The sequence below is a fragment of the Actinoplanes awajinensis subsp. mycoplanecinus genome (assembly GCF_001509495.1).
Lineage (GTDB): Bacteria > Actinomycetota > Actinomycetes > Mycobacteriales > Micromonosporaceae > Actinoplanes > Actinoplanes palleronii.
On record NZ_LLZH01000305.1, the window covers coordinates 14,885 to 29,883 of the forward strand.

The 14,999-nt window shown below is 73.0% G+C and carries 12 protein-coding genes; 6 read left to right on the forward strand and 6 right to left on the reverse strand.

The window, feature by feature from the left end:
* Positions 1-772 precede the first annotated feature (772 nt).
* Both ADL15_RS37345 and ADL15_RS53490 read right to left on the reverse strand, forming a co-directional pair.
* On the reverse strand, positions 773-1,099 hold the full coding sequence (locus tag ADL15_RS37345; RefSeq protein WP_067701599.1) for a putative quinol monooxygenase: 327 nt from the start codon (positions 1,097-1,099) through the stop codon (positions 773-775).
* A 127-nt stretch (positions 1,100-1,226) separates the two neighbouring features.
* Positions 1,227-1,397 (reverse strand): hypothetical protein, encoded by a 171-nt coding sequence (locus ADL15_RS53490; protein WP_157441836.1) that lies wholly within the window; start codon positions 1,395-1,397, stop codon positions 1,227-1,229.
* A 132-nt stretch (positions 1,398-1,529) separates the two neighbouring features.
* Between ADL15_RS53490 and ADL15_RS37350 the strand changes: the two genes are divergently transcribed.
* The 5 genes from ADL15_RS37350 to ADL15_RS53495 all read left to right on the forward strand — a co-directional run bounded on the left by ADL15_RS37350 (position 1,530) and on the right by ADL15_RS53495 (position 9,640).
* Positions 1,530-2,678: a dienelactone hydrolase family protein gene (locus tag ADL15_RS37350; RefSeq protein ID WP_157441837.1), complete on the forward strand. Its 1,149-nt coding sequence runs from the start codon at positions 1,530-1,532 to the stop codon at positions 2,676-2,678.
* A 9-nt stretch (positions 2,679-2,687) separates the two neighbouring features.
* On the forward strand, positions 2,688-7,898 hold the full coding sequence (locus ADL15_RS37355; protein ID WP_067701602.1) for a diguanylate cyclase: 5,211 nt from the start codon (positions 2,688-2,690) through the stop codon (positions 7,896-7,898).
* Positions 7,899-7,907: 9 nt separating this feature from the next.
* Positions 7,908-8,894 carry a nitronate monooxygenase gene (locus ADL15_RS37360; RefSeq protein WP_083972257.1) on the forward strand — a complete coding sequence of 329 codons (987 nt, stop codon included), beginning with the start codon at positions 7,908-7,910 and terminating at the stop codon, positions 8,892-8,894.
* 192 nt (positions 8,895-9,086) lie between these two features.
* Positions 9,087-9,473, forward strand: a complete 387-nt coding sequence (locus ADL15_RS37365; protein ID WP_083972258.1) for a hypothetical protein — start codon at positions 9,087-9,089, stop codon at positions 9,471-9,473.
* On the forward strand, positions 9,470-9,640 hold the full coding sequence (locus ADL15_RS53495; RefSeq protein WP_157441838.1) for a hypothetical protein: 171 nt from the start codon (positions 9,470-9,472) through the stop codon (positions 9,638-9,640). The genes ADL15_RS37365 and ADL15_RS53495 overlap by 4 nt, the downstream gene beginning before the upstream one ends.
* Before the next feature lie 78 nt (positions 9,641-9,718).
* On the opposite strand, the gene fahA is transcribed toward ADL15_RS53495, so the two are convergent.
* Genes fahA through ADL15_RS37380 form a run of 3 tightly spaced genes read right to left on the reverse strand, consistent with a single transcriptional unit; the run spans position 9,719 to position 12,887 of the window.
* Positions 9,719-10,909 carry a fumarylacetoacetase gene (fahA, locus tag ADL15_RS37370; protein WP_067701607.1) on the reverse strand — a complete coding sequence of 397 codons (1,191 nt, stop codon included), beginning with the start codon at positions 10,907-10,909 and terminating at the stop codon, positions 9,719-9,721.
* Positions 10,906-11,715: a hypothetical protein gene (locus ADL15_RS37375; RefSeq protein ID WP_067701610.1), complete on the reverse strand. Its 810-nt coding sequence runs from the start codon at positions 11,713-11,715 to the stop codon at positions 10,906-10,908. Before ADL15_RS37375 ends, fahA begins: the two co-directional genes overlap by 4 nt.
* On the reverse strand, positions 11,712-12,887 hold the full coding sequence (locus tag ADL15_RS37380; protein WP_067701612.1) for a homogentisate 1,2-dioxygenase: 1,176 nt from the start codon (positions 12,885-12,887) through the stop codon (positions 11,712-11,714). Before ADL15_RS37380 ends, ADL15_RS37375 begins: the two co-directional genes overlap by 4 nt.
* A 204-nt stretch (positions 12,888-13,091) precedes the next feature.
* Here ADL15_RS37380 and ADL15_RS37385 point away from each other — a divergent pair, with 204 nt between their 5' ends.
* Entirely contained in the window at positions 13,092-13,685 is a 594-nt protein-coding gene (locus tag ADL15_RS37385) for a TetR/AcrR family transcriptional regulator (RefSeq protein ID WP_067701613.1), read from the forward strand.
* 418 nt (positions 13,686-14,103) lie between these two features.
* On the opposite strand, the gene ADL15_RS37390 is transcribed toward ADL15_RS37385, so the two are convergent.
* A complete protein-coding gene (locus ADL15_RS37390) occupies positions 14,104-14,991 on the reverse strand; it encodes a S41 family peptidase (protein ID WP_067701614.1) in 888 nt (295 codons plus the stop codon).
* Between the last annotated feature and the right edge of the window lie 8 nt (positions 14,992-14,999).

A 14,999-nucleotide genomic window follows, 5' to 3' on the forward strand; every position in this document is an offset into this window, starting at 1 on the left:
GTGACGGCCGTTATGCGTGGTCTATTCGGGCCGTGAGGCCCAGCTCGGGTCGCTTGGCTGGTTGTGACGGCCGTTATGCGCCTATAAGGGCCGTGAGGGCCAGCTCGGGTTGCTCGGCTGGTTGTGACGGCCCTTATGCGTGGTCTATTCGGGCCGTCAGGGCCAGCTCGGGTCGCTTGGCTGGTTGTGGTGGCCCTTATGCGTCGCCCATAAGGGCCGTCAGGGCCAGCTTGGGCTGCTTGGCTGGTCCTGGTGGCCCTTATGGCGGGGTGGGGGCCGGTCGGCATGGTGGCTGCCTGGGAACGCGGAACATTGCGTGCTGAATGCGGCATCGCGCAAACGGGTCGCCCCCGACCGCCCGGGCCAGCCTCGACCCTCCCGGATCAGCTCTCCCGGCTGCCCGCCCCCCCGACTGGGCACCGGGACCGCCCACTCGCCTCTCGGGACGGCCGCAACCAGCGCGGTCGGGCCCGGCGCGACGGACCGCAAGCCGGCAGCGTGCCGCCTGGCTACCACCCGCAACCACCGGCCACCCGCAGCCCATGCGGCCGACCGGTGCCAGCCACGGCCGATGTCGCCGGCCGGTGCCAAGCCGCGGTTGATGTCGCGGACTGGTGTCGGCCGCGGTTGGTGGCGCGGACCGGTGGCAAGGCGCGGTTGATGTCGCGGACCGGTGGCAAGGCGCGGTTGATGTCGCGGACTGGTGCCGGTCGCGGTCGGTGGCGCCGGCTGGTGTCTGCCGCGACTGATGGCGCTGGGTGGTCGCGGTGGGCTACTCCGCTGTTTTGGTGGGGAACTTGCCGCTGTGGGCGGTGAGGAAGGTGACCTCGGTGGACGTGACGAAGCGGTCCCGTTCGGTGAGGAAGTGCCTGGTGTGGGGCTGCTGTTCGTGGGCGTCGAACGCGGCGCGGTCCGCATACAGCTCGTAGAAGACCCGGATCAGAGGCTCGTCCGGGACGGTGTGGACGACGTAGGCCAGAGTGCCCGGCTCGCTCTGGCGGATGCCGGCGGCGGTCCGGTCGATCAGCTCGTCGAAGTCCCGCGCGGCCTGGTCGTCGCGGAGCGTGAACCGGACCACCAGCCCAAAACCCTTGATCATGATGCTCCTTCCGGGTGATCACGTTGACCTTCGCACGTCCCGGCAAGCGGCGACCGGGTCAGCGGTGGGATCCGGGGCCGGCCGCCCGACGCGCTGGCGGACCTCCGCCGGACCGCATCGGCATAGGTCACCGGCCCGGGGCGAGACGATCAACGGCTTTTCCATCGTACGAGAGGAAAAGCGGCATCAATTGAAAGATTTCAATGAGGTTACCCACGGCCCGGACCGGATCGGTTTCGATGTCGGCATGAAGCGCCGTGACTTCGTGGCCCTGCCGGCCGCCGTCCTCGCCCTCCACGACGCCGCCGCCGCGGCCGGTTTCGATCTCCCGCCCACCGGAAGCCCCGCGGTCGGAAACCCGGCGGGAAGCCCCGCAGTCGGAAACCCGGCGGAAAGCCCCGCGGTCGGAAACGCGGCTGGAAGCCCCGCGATGGAGAGCCCGGCGTTCGAGAGTCCAGGTGTGGTCGGCGGGAACCTGCCGGTGTTCTTCGAGGGGCTCAAGAGCGAGCTGACCTACCCGCTGGCCTGGGCGAACTCCCGGCACCTCGGTTTCCGCGGCTGGCAGCGCCGGGCCCGCGCCCACGTCGAGGAGCTGCTGTGGCAGCCCGCCGAGCGCACCGGGTTCGCCATGCGCACGCTCGACGAGCAGCCCGGCCCCGGGTTCCGTCGCCGGCTGATCGAGTTCGACCTGACCCGGCACAGCCGGGTGCGTGCCGCGATGCTGATCCCGGACGGTCCGGGGCCGCACCCGGCCGCGCTGCTGCTGCACGACCACGGCGCCCGGTTCGACATCGGCAAGGAGAAGCTGATCGAGCCGTGGTACGACGAGACCCGCCGCCTCTCCGCGCAGGGCTGGGCCGACAAGTACTTCTCCGGCCGGTTCCCGGGTGACGTGCTGGCCGCCCGCGGTTACACCGTGCTCGCGGTGGACGCGCTCGGCTGGGGTGACCGGGGCGGTCTCACCTACGAGAACCAGCAGGCCCTGGCGAGCAACTTCTTCAACCTCGGCTCCTCCCTGGCCGGGCTGATGGCCCGCGAGGACACCCGGGCCGCCGCCCTGCTCGCCACGCTGCCCGAGGTGGACCCGCACCGGATCGCCGCGGTCGGCTTCTCGATGGGCGGGTACCGCGCCTGGCAGGTGGCCGCGCTCTCCGGGCACATCGCGGCGACCGTCTCGGCCTGCTGGATGACCACGCTGGCCGGCATGATGGTGCCCGGCAACAACACGCTGCGCGGGCAGTCCGCCTTCTACATGCTGCACCCCGGCCTGTATCGCCGGCTGGACATCCCGGACGTGGCCTCGCTCGCCGCCCCGCGCCCGATGTACCTCACCGACGGCGCGGACGACCCGCTCTTCCCGGCCGCCGGTGTCGCCGAGGCGTACGAGAAGCTCCGCGCGGTCTGGACCTCGCAGCGGGCCGGTGACCGGCTCGCCACCCGGACCTGGCCCGGTCTGGGCCACATCTTCACCGAGCCGATGCAGGAGGCGGCGTTCGCCTGGCTGGACGCGCGACTGCGGGAACCTTCAGATCCGGGGATTTCCGGTCGATCAGCAGGAGTGCAGACGGCTACGGAATGAGTGCGCTAGGTGACCGAATCCCCCCAGGTGCGCCCGGTTGGGCTGCACGCCGCTGAGCTGACCGGCCTCGACGTGGTCGACGAGCTCGGTCGTGGCGCGTTCACCATGGTGCACCACGCCCGGCGCGACGGCCGTGACTACGCGCTGAAGCGCCCGCTGCCGGACGCCGGTGAACTGCCGGAGCTCCGCACCGCCTTCCAGCGCGAGGCCGCCCTGCTGGCCTGCATCAACGACCCCGGCGTGGTCGGCGTGCACGCGGTCGGCGAGATCGACGGGATGCCCGGCCTGGTCCTCGAGCACCTGTCCGGCGGCGCGCTCTCCGAACTGCTCGTCTACGGGGTGCTCACCCAGGAGCGGACCGTCGAGCTGGCCGCCCAGCTGGCCCGCGGGCTGGCCGCCGCGCACCGGGTCGGCCTGGTGCACCGGGACATCAAGCCGGACAACATCATGATCGCCAAGGACGGCGGGGCCAAGCTGATCGACTTCGGCCTGGCGCAGCTCGGCCGGGACGTCCGCGAGGACTCCGAGGAGGCGGTCGGCACCTTCCTCTACACCTCGCCGGAACAGTCCGGCATGCTGCGCCGCCCGGTCGACGGCCGTTCCGACCTGTACTCGCTCGGCGTGGTGCTGTTCGAGTGCCTGACCAACCGGCTGCCGTTCGAGGCCGACGACGTCGGCGAGCTGCTGCGGCTGCACCTGGCCGCCCCGGTACCGGACATCCGGGAGCGCCGGCCGGACGTCGACCCGGTGCTGGCCGCCGTGGTGCACCGGCTGCTCGCCAAGGACCCGGACGACCGCTACCCGGACGCCGCGGCCGTGCTCGACGCGCTGCGGGGCGCCCCGGGTGGCGCGGCCGCCGAACAGCCCGCCGCCAGCCGGTGGCCGATGTGCGGCCGGGACGCCGAGGCGGACCGGCTGAGCCGCCGCTGGGAACGGGCCCGCGCCGGGCTGGGCGGTGTCGTGGTGATCCGCGGCGGGCCCGGCTCCGGCCGGACCCGGCTCGCCGAGCACGCCGCCGGTCTGGCCGCGGCGGACGGCTGCCCGATGATCTGGGGTACGTCCCGGCCGGACGAGCCGGCCCCGCTCGCCGTGGTGCGCGAGGCGGTCGAGGCCTCCCTGGCCCGGATCCGCCGGATGCCCGGCGAGGCCCGGGCCGTCGCCGAGCACAACATCGTCGAGTCCGCCGCGGTGGCCGGCGTCGCCCAGGTGGTCAAGCTCTTCGGCGACCTGGGTCTGCTCGACGCGACCGGCGCGGTCACCGCCGGCGACGAGCACGTCTTCGCGGCCGGGGCGGCCTTCCTCGGCGAGCTGGCCCGCCGGGCCGGCGGCCTGATCCTGGTGGTCGACGACGCCCACCTGCTGGACGCCGCCACCCGCCAGATGCTCGCCGTGCTCGCCCCGGACCTGCCGAGCCTGCCGATGCTGGTGCTGCTGACCGAGAACAGCGGCGCGAACAGCCCCGCGCCGACCGGCCTGGACCTGGGCGTACCCGGCACCCTGGAGCTGACCTGCACCCCGCTGCCCGCGCTCGCGGTGGCCGAGGTGGTCGCGTCCCGGCTGCCCGGCGCCGACGTGCCGGCCGAGCTGGCCCGGCACGTCACGGTCCGCACCGACGGGACCCCGCTCGCCGTGGTCAGCTACCTGATGCGGCTGCTCGACGCGGGCCTGCTCGGCCCGCTCTGGGGCACCTGGCGGCTGGACACCGCGGGCGCCGACGCGCTGCCGTCCGCCGCCGGGGTCCGCGACCTGCTCGCCGCCCGGCTGACCGGGCTGTCCGAGCCGGTCCTCGACCGGCTCACCACGGCCGCGGTGGCCGGTGTCCGGTTCCGTCCCGAGGGGCTGCCCGGCAGCGGGGACGAGGGGGCCCTCACCGCGCTGGAGACCGGCATCGACCGGCACGTGCTCGAGGTGCGCCCGGGCGGCTGGTACGCGTTCGTGCACCCCCAGCTGCGCGACAACCTGCTCGAGCGGATCGACGCCGGGGAACTGGCCGGGCGGCACGCCGCGCTGGCCGCCGCGCTCGAGGAGCTGCCGCCGGAGCTGCGGGACGAGGCGCACGCGTACACCGTGGCCCGCCACTACCAGCGGGCCGGCGCCGCCGCACCGGCGGAGGCTCGCCGGCGTACCGCGGCGGTCGCGGGGCTGCAGGCGCTGGCCGACCAGGCGCCCGGTGAGGCGATCGGGTACCTCGCCGACGCGATCGACGGCGACCCGGATCCGGGCACCGCGCTGCTGCACCCGCTCGCCCAGGCCTACCTGCGGGCCGGCCGGTTCGCCGAGGCCGACGAGACGCTGGAACGGGCGCTGGCCACCGAGCCGGACCGGTTGCAGCGGGCGCGGCTGTTCACCACCCGGATCGAGCTGCACCACACGGTCTGGAACGACACCAGCGCGCTCGAGGCCGCGCAGGACGCGCTGACCGAGCTGGGCCGGCCGCTGCCCGGCAACGGCCTGCTGCTGGTGCTGTCGACGCTGGCGTACGCACTGGCCGGGGGCCTGGTCCGGCGTACCCGGATCGGTTTCGGCAATGCCGCTGGACAGCAGCGCGAAGCGCTCGCCGTGCTGACCGCGGTCCTGGACGCCGGGGGTTACGCCGCCGCGGTCGGTATCCGGCTGCGCGAGGCCGGTGTCTTCGCGCTGCGCTCGCTGTACGCGGTCAACCGCCTCGGCCCCAGCCCGGAGTACGCCCGGGTCTACGCCCTGATCGGTTACGTCACCTCGCTGGCCAAGCTGCGCGGCACCGGCGACCGCTGCCTGCGCCGGGCCACCAAGGTCGCCACCGAGCTGGGCGATCCGGCGCTGATCGCCTACGTCGAGTGGATCCGTGGCTGCGCCATGCTGCTCGGCGGGTACGACGACGGCACCGCCTGGGAGAAGGCGATCAGCAAGAACGCCCGCTGGTACGAACCCGCCCAGCTGCTCCCCGGCCACGCCTCACAGGGCCTGCGGATGATGCTGCGCGGCTACTCGGTGGACGCCGAGCGCGAGTACGAGCGGGGCCTGCGCGCGCTGGGCGACCCGGAGCAGGCCCAGGGCACCTCGCTCGGCATGCTGGGCGCCATGATCCCGGCCTACCAGGGCCGGTTCGGCGAGGCCGCGGCCGCCCTGCAGAAGTTGCGCGAGGCGTTCCCGGACGGCGCCGGCACCCGGGTGCAGCGGCTCAACAACCTCACCGCGGCCGCCTGCGTGCTGCTCGAGCAGGGCGAGGTCGGCGAGCCGTTCGACCAGCTGATGGCGGAGTTCGAAGAGATCGGGCTGCGCCGGCGCGACCTGATGGTCCAGCACAAGTGGATCTTCGTGTTCCACGCGCACGCCAAGCTGATCCGGCTGCGCTACGCCAGCGACGAGGAGCGCCCGCTCCGGCAGGCGGCGGCCGTCCAGGCAATCCGCGAGCTCGGCAGGATCGGTGGCTCGCCGCTGATCAAGCTGGTCTACGCGATGGCGCAGGCCTCGCTCTGCCAGCTCACCGGCGACCACGCGCGCAGTGTCACGCTGGCCGACGAGGTGGAGAAGACCGCCCGGGCCCTGGACGCCCCGCTGGCGCAGTACGAGCTGTACCGGATCCGGGCCCGCGCGCTGCGGTCGCTCGGTCAGATCCACGAGGCCGAGCGGCAGGCCCGTTCCGCGCTGGCGCTCGCCACGTTCTACGGCTGGGAGCAGCGGCGGCGGCAGACCCGTACCGAGTTCGGCGTGGACGAGGGTGCCAGCACGCACCGGCGCACGGTCGCCGAGCGCCGGGGCGGTGGCGGGGGCGGTGGCGCCGGTCGCAACCGCCGCCTGGAGGCGTTGCAGCAGGTCAGCACGGCCGCCGCGACGGTCCTCGACCCGCAGCAGCTGGCCCAGGTCGCGCTGGACGAGACGCTGCGCATCCTGGGCGCCGAGCGGGCGCTGTTCTTCCTGCTCGACGACGCCGGTGAGCCGGTCCGGTACGCCGGCCGGGACGCCGACGGCGAGCTCAGCGCGACGATCGACTACGGCACCACGCTGGTCCGCCGGGTCGTCGAGTCCGGCGAGGCGGTCGTGGTCACCGGCACCGAGCAGGGCGCCGCGCTCGGCTCGCGCAGTGCCGTGGTGCACGGGCTGCGCAGCATCCTGGTCGCGCCGGTGCAGTTCAAGGGCCGGCTGATCGGCGCGGTCTACCTGGACAGCCGGCTGGCCCGGGGCATCTTCACCGACGAGGACGTCGAGGTGCTCACCGCGGTCAGCAGCCACGTCGCGGTCTCCCTGGAGACCGCGCGGGCGGCCCAGCTGAACCTGGCCGTGCAGGCCGCCCAGCAGCAGCAGGCGATCGCCGAGATGCTGCGGGCCAGCCTGGCCGAGCTGACCGGCATCCTGGAACCGGACCGGCTGCTGCGCCGGCTCAGCGGCACCCTGCAGGCGTCGCTGGGCGCCGGCTCGAGCTGCCTGGTCGCCCCGGACGGCGAGGTGCTGGAACCGGAGGAGGTGGCCGGCGCGCGGCTCACCCCGGAGGAGGTGGCCCTGCTGGCCGGCTTCGAGGTGCCGGTGCTGCTGGACCCGGCCGGCACCGGCGGGCTGCGCGAACGCCTGCTGGCCGGCGACCCGACCGCGCTCGCGGTGCCGCTGGACGGCCGGGACGGGCGGGCCGGGGTGGTGCTGGTCGGCGGCGCCGGGCTGGACGACACCAGCCGGCAGGTGGCGGCCGCGCTGGCCACCCAGGGGATGACCGCGTACGAGAACGCCCGGTTGTTCAGCCGGGTGCAGGAGCTGGCCACCACCGACGAGCTGACCGGGCAGCACAACCGGCGGCACTTCTACGCGGTGGCCGGCGCGCTGGTGCAGGCGGCGGCCCGCAACGGGCGCCCGCTCGCGGCGGCCATGCTCGACATCGACAAGTTCAAGAACGTGAACGACACGTACGGGCACGGGGTGGGTGACGAGGTGATCCGCACCGTGGCGCGGCGGATCCGGGCCGTGCTGCGGCACTCGGACGTGCTCGGCCGCTACGGCGGCGAGGAGTTCGCGATCGTGCTGCCGGACCACGAGGGAGAGGCGTTCGAGCTGGCCGAGCGGGTGCGGATCGCGGTCGGCGGCGAACCGGTGCCGACACAGGCCGGCCCGCTCACGATCACCATCAGCATCGGGCTGACCCGGCTGGTCGACGAGAGCAACACGCTCGACGAGCTGCTCGCCCGGGCCGACCACGCGCTCTACCGGGCGAAGGAGGCCGGACGCAACCGGGTGATGGCCGACCAGGAGTAGCGTCGAGTCGTGCGCGAGTTGTTGCGGCCGGTCGTGGTGGCGCCGATGGCGGGTGGCCCGACGACGCCTGAGCTGGTCATCGCGGCGGCCCGGGCCGGTGCGCTGGGCTTCCTGGCCGCCGGCTACAAGACACCGGAGGCGGTCGAGGCCGAGGTCCGCGCGGTGAGTGCGAACGCGTACGGGCTGAACCTCTTCGTCCCGACACCGTCCCCCGCCGAACCGGCCGAGCTGGAGCGCTACCGGGAGGCCCTGCGCCCCGAGGCGGACCGCTACGGGGTGGAGCTGCCCCCGCTCCGGCTGACCGACGACGACCACTACGCGGCCAAGGTCGACCTGGCCGTCACGTACCGGGTCCCGGTCGTCAGTTTCACGTTCGGGGTGCCGTCCGTGGCGACCGTGCGAGCCCTGCGCGCGGCCGGCAGCGCGGTGCTGATCACCGTGACGACCGAGGACGAGGCCCGGCGCGCACTGGCCGTCGAGCCGGACGCGCTGATCGCTCAGGGCGGTACGGCCGGCGGCCACTCGTCGACGCTCAGCCCGGCCACGTACCGCGGGGACCGGTCCGCGGCCGAGGTGCTGGCCGAGGTGCGTGCGGTCACCGGGCTGCCGGTGCTCGCGGCCGGCGGCGGGGACGTCCCGGGCCTGCTCGCCGCGGGTGCCGCCGCGGTCCAGTGCGGCACCGCGTTCCTGCTCGCCGACGAGGCCGGCACCCGCCCGGCCCAGCGCGCCGTGATGCAGTCCGGTGACCCGGGGCCGACCGTGGTGACCAGGGCGTTCACCGGGCAGCCGGCCCGGGCGCTGCGCAACCGCTTCGTCGACACGTATTCGGCGATCGCGCCGGTCGGCTACCCGGCGGTCCACCACCTGACCGCGCCGATCCGGGCCGCCGCGGCCCGCCTCGGCGACGCTGGTGCCCTGAACCTGTGGGCCGGCGTGAATGTCGCCGCGGCCCGCCCGGGCCCGCTCGCCACGCTGCTGGACCACATTCAGGGTTAACGACAGTCATTATTGCTTAACGAACGTTAATACTTAACAGATTGTTCTCGGGGGCGCACGATATGTGCGCGTGGTTCCCGTGTATGTTCAGTCCTGGGTCGAATGTCACCGGCCGGATGAAGAACCATCCGGAGGTTCCTCTCCCAGCGTCCGCGGGTGACCCTCGCGGCGAATTCAGAAAAGGACTGAGAAATGCGTAGTATCGTGCTCGCCGGCATCATCGGATCCGTCCTGCTCCCGAGTGCCGCGCAGGCCGCGCCGTGCACCGTGACCGACGACCTCGGCACCTACGGCTTCGGCCGGGCCGCTGCGATCGGCGCCGCCGGCGAGGCGGCCGGCCTCTGGTCCGCCCCGACCACCCACCAGGGTGTCGCCGGCGAGGACCTGGTGATCACCTACACGCCGCGCAGCACCGCGTCGGCCACCGAGACGATGGTCTACACCGCGCTGTACAACCAGGTCAGCAACCCGCAGGCGGAGTGCGCGCGGGTCGGCGCGGACGGCGTGGCCAAGCAGGTCTGGGTGTCCTACCGGTGCCGCACCGGCGTCGCCCCGAACTACACGCTGCTGGTCCGATGATCCCGCTCGACGGGCCCGGCCAGCCCCTGACCCACCTGTGCCCGGGCTGCGCGCCGGACGCGGTGCAGCCCGGCGACGAACTCTGGCCGGCGGTCGTCCAGCTGTTCGCGGTCCCGGCGGACGGCCGGCGCGCCACCGCTGAATTGCACGCCGTGCCGCGGCGATAAAAGACCTTATTGGGGGGAGCCCGGTTCCTGTCGTCATCCGATGACAGGAACCGGGCCACAATCGTTTTTCGGGAATTGTTATTTTCCGACGACCCGGCCGGTCACTTCTCCGAAAGAGATCCGGGTGCCGTCCGCAGCCGGCGCGAAAGCGGTGATCGTCACCTGGTCGCCGTTCTCCAGGAATGACCGGGTCGAACCGTCCGGAAGTTTCAGCGGTTCCGCGCCGTTCCAGGACAACTCGATCAACGAGCCGCGCTGATCGGGTTCCGGCCCGCTGACCGTCCCGGACGCGAAGAGGTCACCGGTGCGCAGCGACGCCCCGTTCACGGTCATGTGCGCCAGCTGCTGGGCCGCGGTCCAGTACATCCGCCCGAACGGCGGCCGGCTCACCACCGCCCCGTTCAGCCGCACCTCGAGCGACAGGTCCAGGCCCCACGGCTCGCCGGCGTCCTCGAGATAGGGCAGCAGTGCGACGTCGCGGGCAGGCGCCGCCACCCGGGCCGTCGCGAGAGCGGCCAGCGGCACCACCCACGGCGACACCGACGTCAGGAACGACTTGCCCAGGAACGGGCCGAGCGGCACGTACTCCCAGGCCTGCAGGTCCCGCGCCGACCAGTCGTTGACCAGGCAGACCCCGAAGACGTACGACGGGAAGTCGCGCACCGTCACCGCCGTGCCGAGCGCCGACGGCACGCCGACCACAAAACCGACCTCGGCCTCGATGTCCAGCCGCCGCGACGGCCCGAACGTGGGCGCCACGTCGTCCGGCGCCTTGCGCTGCCCGTGCGGCCGGGTCACCGGGGTGCCGGAGACCTGCACGGTGCCGGCCCGGCCGTGATAGCCGATCGGCAGGTGCTTCCAGTTCGGGGTGAGCGCCGGTGAGCCGGGCCGGAACATCCGGCCCAGGTTCTCGGCGTGGTCCTGCGAGCTGTAGAAGTCGACGTAGTCGGCCACCTCGATCGGCAGCCGCATGGTCACGCCGGCCCGCGGCAGCAGGTGCCCCGTGACCCGCTCCTGATGGGCCGGATCGGTCAGCCAGGCGGTGAGCTGCGCCCGCAGCGCGGCCCAGGACTCCGGGCCCTGCGCCATGAACGCGTTCAGCGAGCCGGTCGCGTGCACCGGATCGCCGGTCAGCGCGGCCAGGTCGAGGACGTGGTCACCGATCGCCACGCCGGTGCGCGGCAGGTCGGCGGCGCCGGACGAGAAGATCCCGTACGGCAGGTTGGTCAGGCCGAAGCCGGTGTCGGCGGGCAGGTCGAGCCAGGTCATACGGTGATTCTCTCCGGGAGCAGGCCGAGGTGGACGAGGTCGTGCACGGGATCCGCGACATCGCAGGTGCCGAACGAGGTGAAGACCGAGCGGGCCCGGGCGGCCCGCTCCGGCGACCAGCTGTGCAACTCTGCCGCGATCTCCGCGCCGTCGGTGCGCCGCAGGTGCTTCTCGGCGTGGGCCGGTTCGTCGGCGGCGAGCAGCACGTTCAGGAAGCCGTGATGCTCGAAACCGGTCACCGGGTCGGTGTGCCGGATCGCGTGGTGCAACCCGGCCGTGCACTTGAACGCGATTCCCCGGTCGGTGCAGGCCCGGATCGTGGCGGCCAGCTCCGCGGGGGAGGGGAACAGGTCGGCGCGGACGCCACCGGTGCGCAGCTTCGCCCGCAGGCCGGTGCCGGCCAGCACGTCGAGGACTTCGTCCCGGCCGTCGGTGCGGGGCACCTCGACGGCCACGGTGCAGTCCGGCGGTAGCAGGGCGGCTGTCACCCGTACCGTCGAACGCGCCTGCGCGGCATCAACCGCGACCTTCGCCTCGACCGTGACCAGTCGCAATCCCGGATTTTCCGCGATCGCGGCGGCCGCGGCCGGCAGATCGGCGGGCGCGGCGATCAGCGCGACGTCCAGCGGGGGGCCGCCGGACCGCAGGTGCGGGCCGACCTCGGCCAGCCGGGTGGCCGGGAGCACGAACGGCCCGACCAGGTCACCGTTGCGGGCCTGATGGGCCGGGACCGCGGCGGCCATCGGCGCGTTGCCCGGCGGGAACAGCGCGGCGTCGTCGAAGAAACCGGCGAACAGCGCGGTCATGCCGTGGGCCCACGGCCGGACCAGGACCAGGCGTAGCGCCCGTCGTCCGACGCGAGACCCGCCTCGCCGAGATCCAGCGGCCGGAACGTGTCCACCATGACCGCCGTCTCGTCGAAGAACTCCACGCCCAGCGACCCCTCGGCCGCGCCCGGCTGCGGGCCGTGCGGATGCCCGCCCGGGTGCAGCGAGATCGAGCCCAGGCCGATCCCGGAACCCTTGCGGGCCTCGTAGTCGCCGTCCACGTAGAACATCACCTCGTCCGAGTCGACGTTCGAGTGGTAGTACGGGACCGGGACGGCCAGCGGGTGGTAGTCGACCTTGCGCGGGACGAAGTTGCAGATCACGAAGTTCTGCCCGGCGAAGACCTGGTGGACCGGCGGCGGCTGGTGCACCCGGCCGGTGATCGGCTCGAAGTCGGCGATGTTGAACGCGTACGGGTACAGGCACCCGTCCCAGCCGACCACGTCGAACGGATGCTCCGGCACCACGTGGATCGTCCCGCCACCGCGGTGCTTCACGTAGATCTCCACGTCGGTGCCCTCGGCCAGCAGCGGCTCGACCGGCCCGCGCAGGTCGCGCTCGCAGTACGGCGAGTGCTCCAGGAACTGCCCGTACCGGCTCAGGTAGCGGCTCGGCGGCGCGATGTGCGAGCTCGCCTCGATCGCGTACGTCCGCAGCGGCTCCGCGCCGGCCGGGACCCACCGGTGCGTGGTGGCCCGCGGGATGATCACGTAGTCGCCGCGGCCCACGGTGAGCGCGCCGAACACGGTCTCCACGGTCGCGCTGCCCCGCTCGATGTAGACACACTCGTCGCCGGTCGCGTTGCGGTAATACGGCGACGGGGCGGTGGAGACCGCGTACGAGATCCGCACGTCGGCGTTGCCCAGCACCAGCCGGCGCCCGAGGACCGGGTCGGCCTCCTTGAACTCCAGGTCGTGCAGGCGCAGGTGCCGCGGGACGAGCGGGGCGTTCGCGGTCAGCGTCTGATCGGGCAGTTCCCAGGTGCGGGCGTCGACGATCGACGACGGGATGCCACGGTGGTAGAGCAGCGACGAGTCGGAGGAGAAACCCTCCTCGCCGACCAGCTCCTCGGCGTACAGCCCGCCGTCGGGCCGGCGGTGCTGAGTGTGCCGCTTCGGCGGGATGCTGCCCACCTGCCGGTAGAACGTCACGCGTAGACCTCCAGGCCTTCCTGCGGACCACCCCGGCGGATCGCGCCGTGATGGTCCTGTCGAAACGCGGAGCCGTCACCAGGGGTGGGGGTGACGACTCCGTGTGCTACGGAATTTACGAGGGCGTAACAGAACGCACAAGTGGACTGGTTGATTCACTCTTGGTTAGCCTTCTGATCAGTTTCGCGCGCGGGGAGGACGAACGTGCCGAAGATCGTCGACCACGACCAGCGCCGCTCCGAGATCGTCGAGGCGTTCCTCACGGTTGTCGCCCGCGACGGGCTGGCCGCCGCCACCAGCCGGGCGATCGCCGCCGAGCTGGGCATCGGCACCGGAGCGCTGTGGCACTACTTCGACGGGTTCGACGAGGTGGCGGCCGGGGCGTACCAGCGGATCACCGACCGGACCAACATCCGGATCGGTCGGGCCACCGCCGGGCTGCGCGGGCTGGACGCCGCCTACGCGATGCTCCGCGAGATCCTCCCGCTGACCAAGGAGACCCTGGACGAGGCACATGTGGTGGTCGGCTTCTGGGGCCGGCTCGCCGCGAACGCCGGCCTCGAGGAGAAGACCCAGACCGACCTCGGCGACTACTGGGGCGACCTGCTGCGCGGCTACTTCGCCGAGGCGGTCGCGGACGGCACGCTGGACCCGGCGATACCCGTCGACGACGTCCTGAACGTCCTGTTCACGATCTGTCTCGGACAACAGGTCAACGCCGTGATGTCCTCCCCGATGGTCGACCCCACCCGCCAACTCGCCATGATCGACCACTGCCTCCGCCCCTGGCACCGCTGATCCCTCCCGCTTTTCACCGCTCCCGACCGCCCTTTTCCGGTACGAATACGGAGCGCCCGTCCGTAGGCCACGAGCCACGCCCCCTGGCTGCGGCCCGCGACACCGCGCCACCCGAGGCCCAGCCGCGCCTCCCGCCCCGCCCCGCTCACCGCGCGAGACCGTCGTCACCCCGGACCGCAGCGCGCCCCCGGCCCCCGGCTGGTCCTCAGGGGGTGCCTCCGGCCCGTTGAGACACCCCTGAGCGCCAGCCGGGGGCGCGGGAGGCGCGTAGCGGTCCGGAGGGGAGCGGTGTCGCGTGAGGCCTCCGCGGGACGTGGCTCGTAGCCTTCCGTATTCGTACCGGAAAAGGGCGGCCGGGAGCGGCGGCGGCCTGGAAGCGGCGGCGGTCGGGAGTGGGGCCTGCGCCGGGTCGGAGGGGTCAGCGGGTGCGCAGGTGGGTCAGGGCTCGGGGGAGGGCTTCGGCGGCCGGGGTGGGGATGTCGGGGTGGACGCCGGTGCCTTCCCAGTTGGTGCCGGAGAGAGGGCTCACCGAGCGGGCGATCGGGATCGTGGCCTGCAGGTGGGGGTGGAGGCGGAAGGCCTCGCGGGGGTGGGCGCCGCCCCGGGTGGTTTCGCCGATGACGGTGGCGCGGTGGTGTTCCTGCAGGTCGAAGGCCAGCTCCTCGCCGCCGGAGAAGGTGGTGGCGCTGGTCAGGACGGCGACCGGGCGGTCCGGGCCGTAGCGGGGGCTGGGCAGGTGGGAGAGGGTCCAGTGCTGCTTGGTGTAGTCGTCGGCGCGGAAGTAGATGCCGTTCAGGTAGCGGGGTTCCGGGTCGAACAGGTAGCTGCACAGGAACGTGACGGTGTCCGGCGCGCCGCCGCGGCAGTTGCGGACGTCGAGGATCAGCGCCGACGAGCCGGCCACCAGGGTCATGGCGGCGGCGATCGCGTCGCCGGCCACCGACGGCGGGAACAGCAGCGGGGTGATCTCGATGAGGCCGATGTTGCCGTCCAGGCGTTCGACCCGGCCGATGCCGCCGCCGGTGCGCGCCGCCCAGTCGGCCATCTCGGCGAGGTCGGCCGCCTCGTCGCCGATGTCGTCGCGCAGCGGCTCCTCGCTGTGGAGCAGCCGCAGGTGCTTGTCGCCGTTGAGCGACTGGAGGTCCGCGGTGACCCGGTCGGCGAACTCGGCGGCGGTGAGCTCGCCCGGGTAACGGTCGGCGGTGAGCAGCTTGCCGATCCGCGTCCCGAGGTCCGGGAACACGTATCGCTCGGCGAGCAGGTCGGCGAGCTGGGTCAGCACGCTGGTGATCTCTTCCTGGCGCAAGGTGGTCC

Bases quoted from the DNA above. Each gene is read 5' to 3' on its own strand.
- fahA (WP_067701607.1), bottom strand. From the start codon at position 10,909: ATGACCTGGCTCGACCTGCCCGCCGACACCGGCTTCGGCCTGACCAAC.
- ADL15_RS37365 (WP_083972258.1), top strand. From the start codon at position 9,087: ATGCGTAGTATCGTGCTCGCCGGCATCATCGGATCCGTCCTGCTCCCG.
- ADL15_RS53495 (WP_157441838.1), top strand. From the start codon at position 9,470: ATGATCCCGCTCGACGGGCCCGGCCAGCCCCTGACCCACCTGTGCCCG.
- ADL15_RS37350 (WP_157441837.1), top strand. From the start codon at position 1,530: ATGGAGAGCCCGGCGTTCGAGAGTCCAGGTGTGGTCGGCGGGAACCTG.
- ADL15_RS37345 (WP_067701599.1), bottom strand. From the start codon at position 1,099: ATGATCAAGGGTTTTGGGCTGGTGGTCCGGTTCACGCTCCGCGACGAC.
- ADL15_RS37375 (WP_067701610.1), bottom strand. From the start codon at position 11,715: ATGACCGCGCTGTTCGCCGGTTTCTTCGACGACGCCGCGCTGTTCCCG.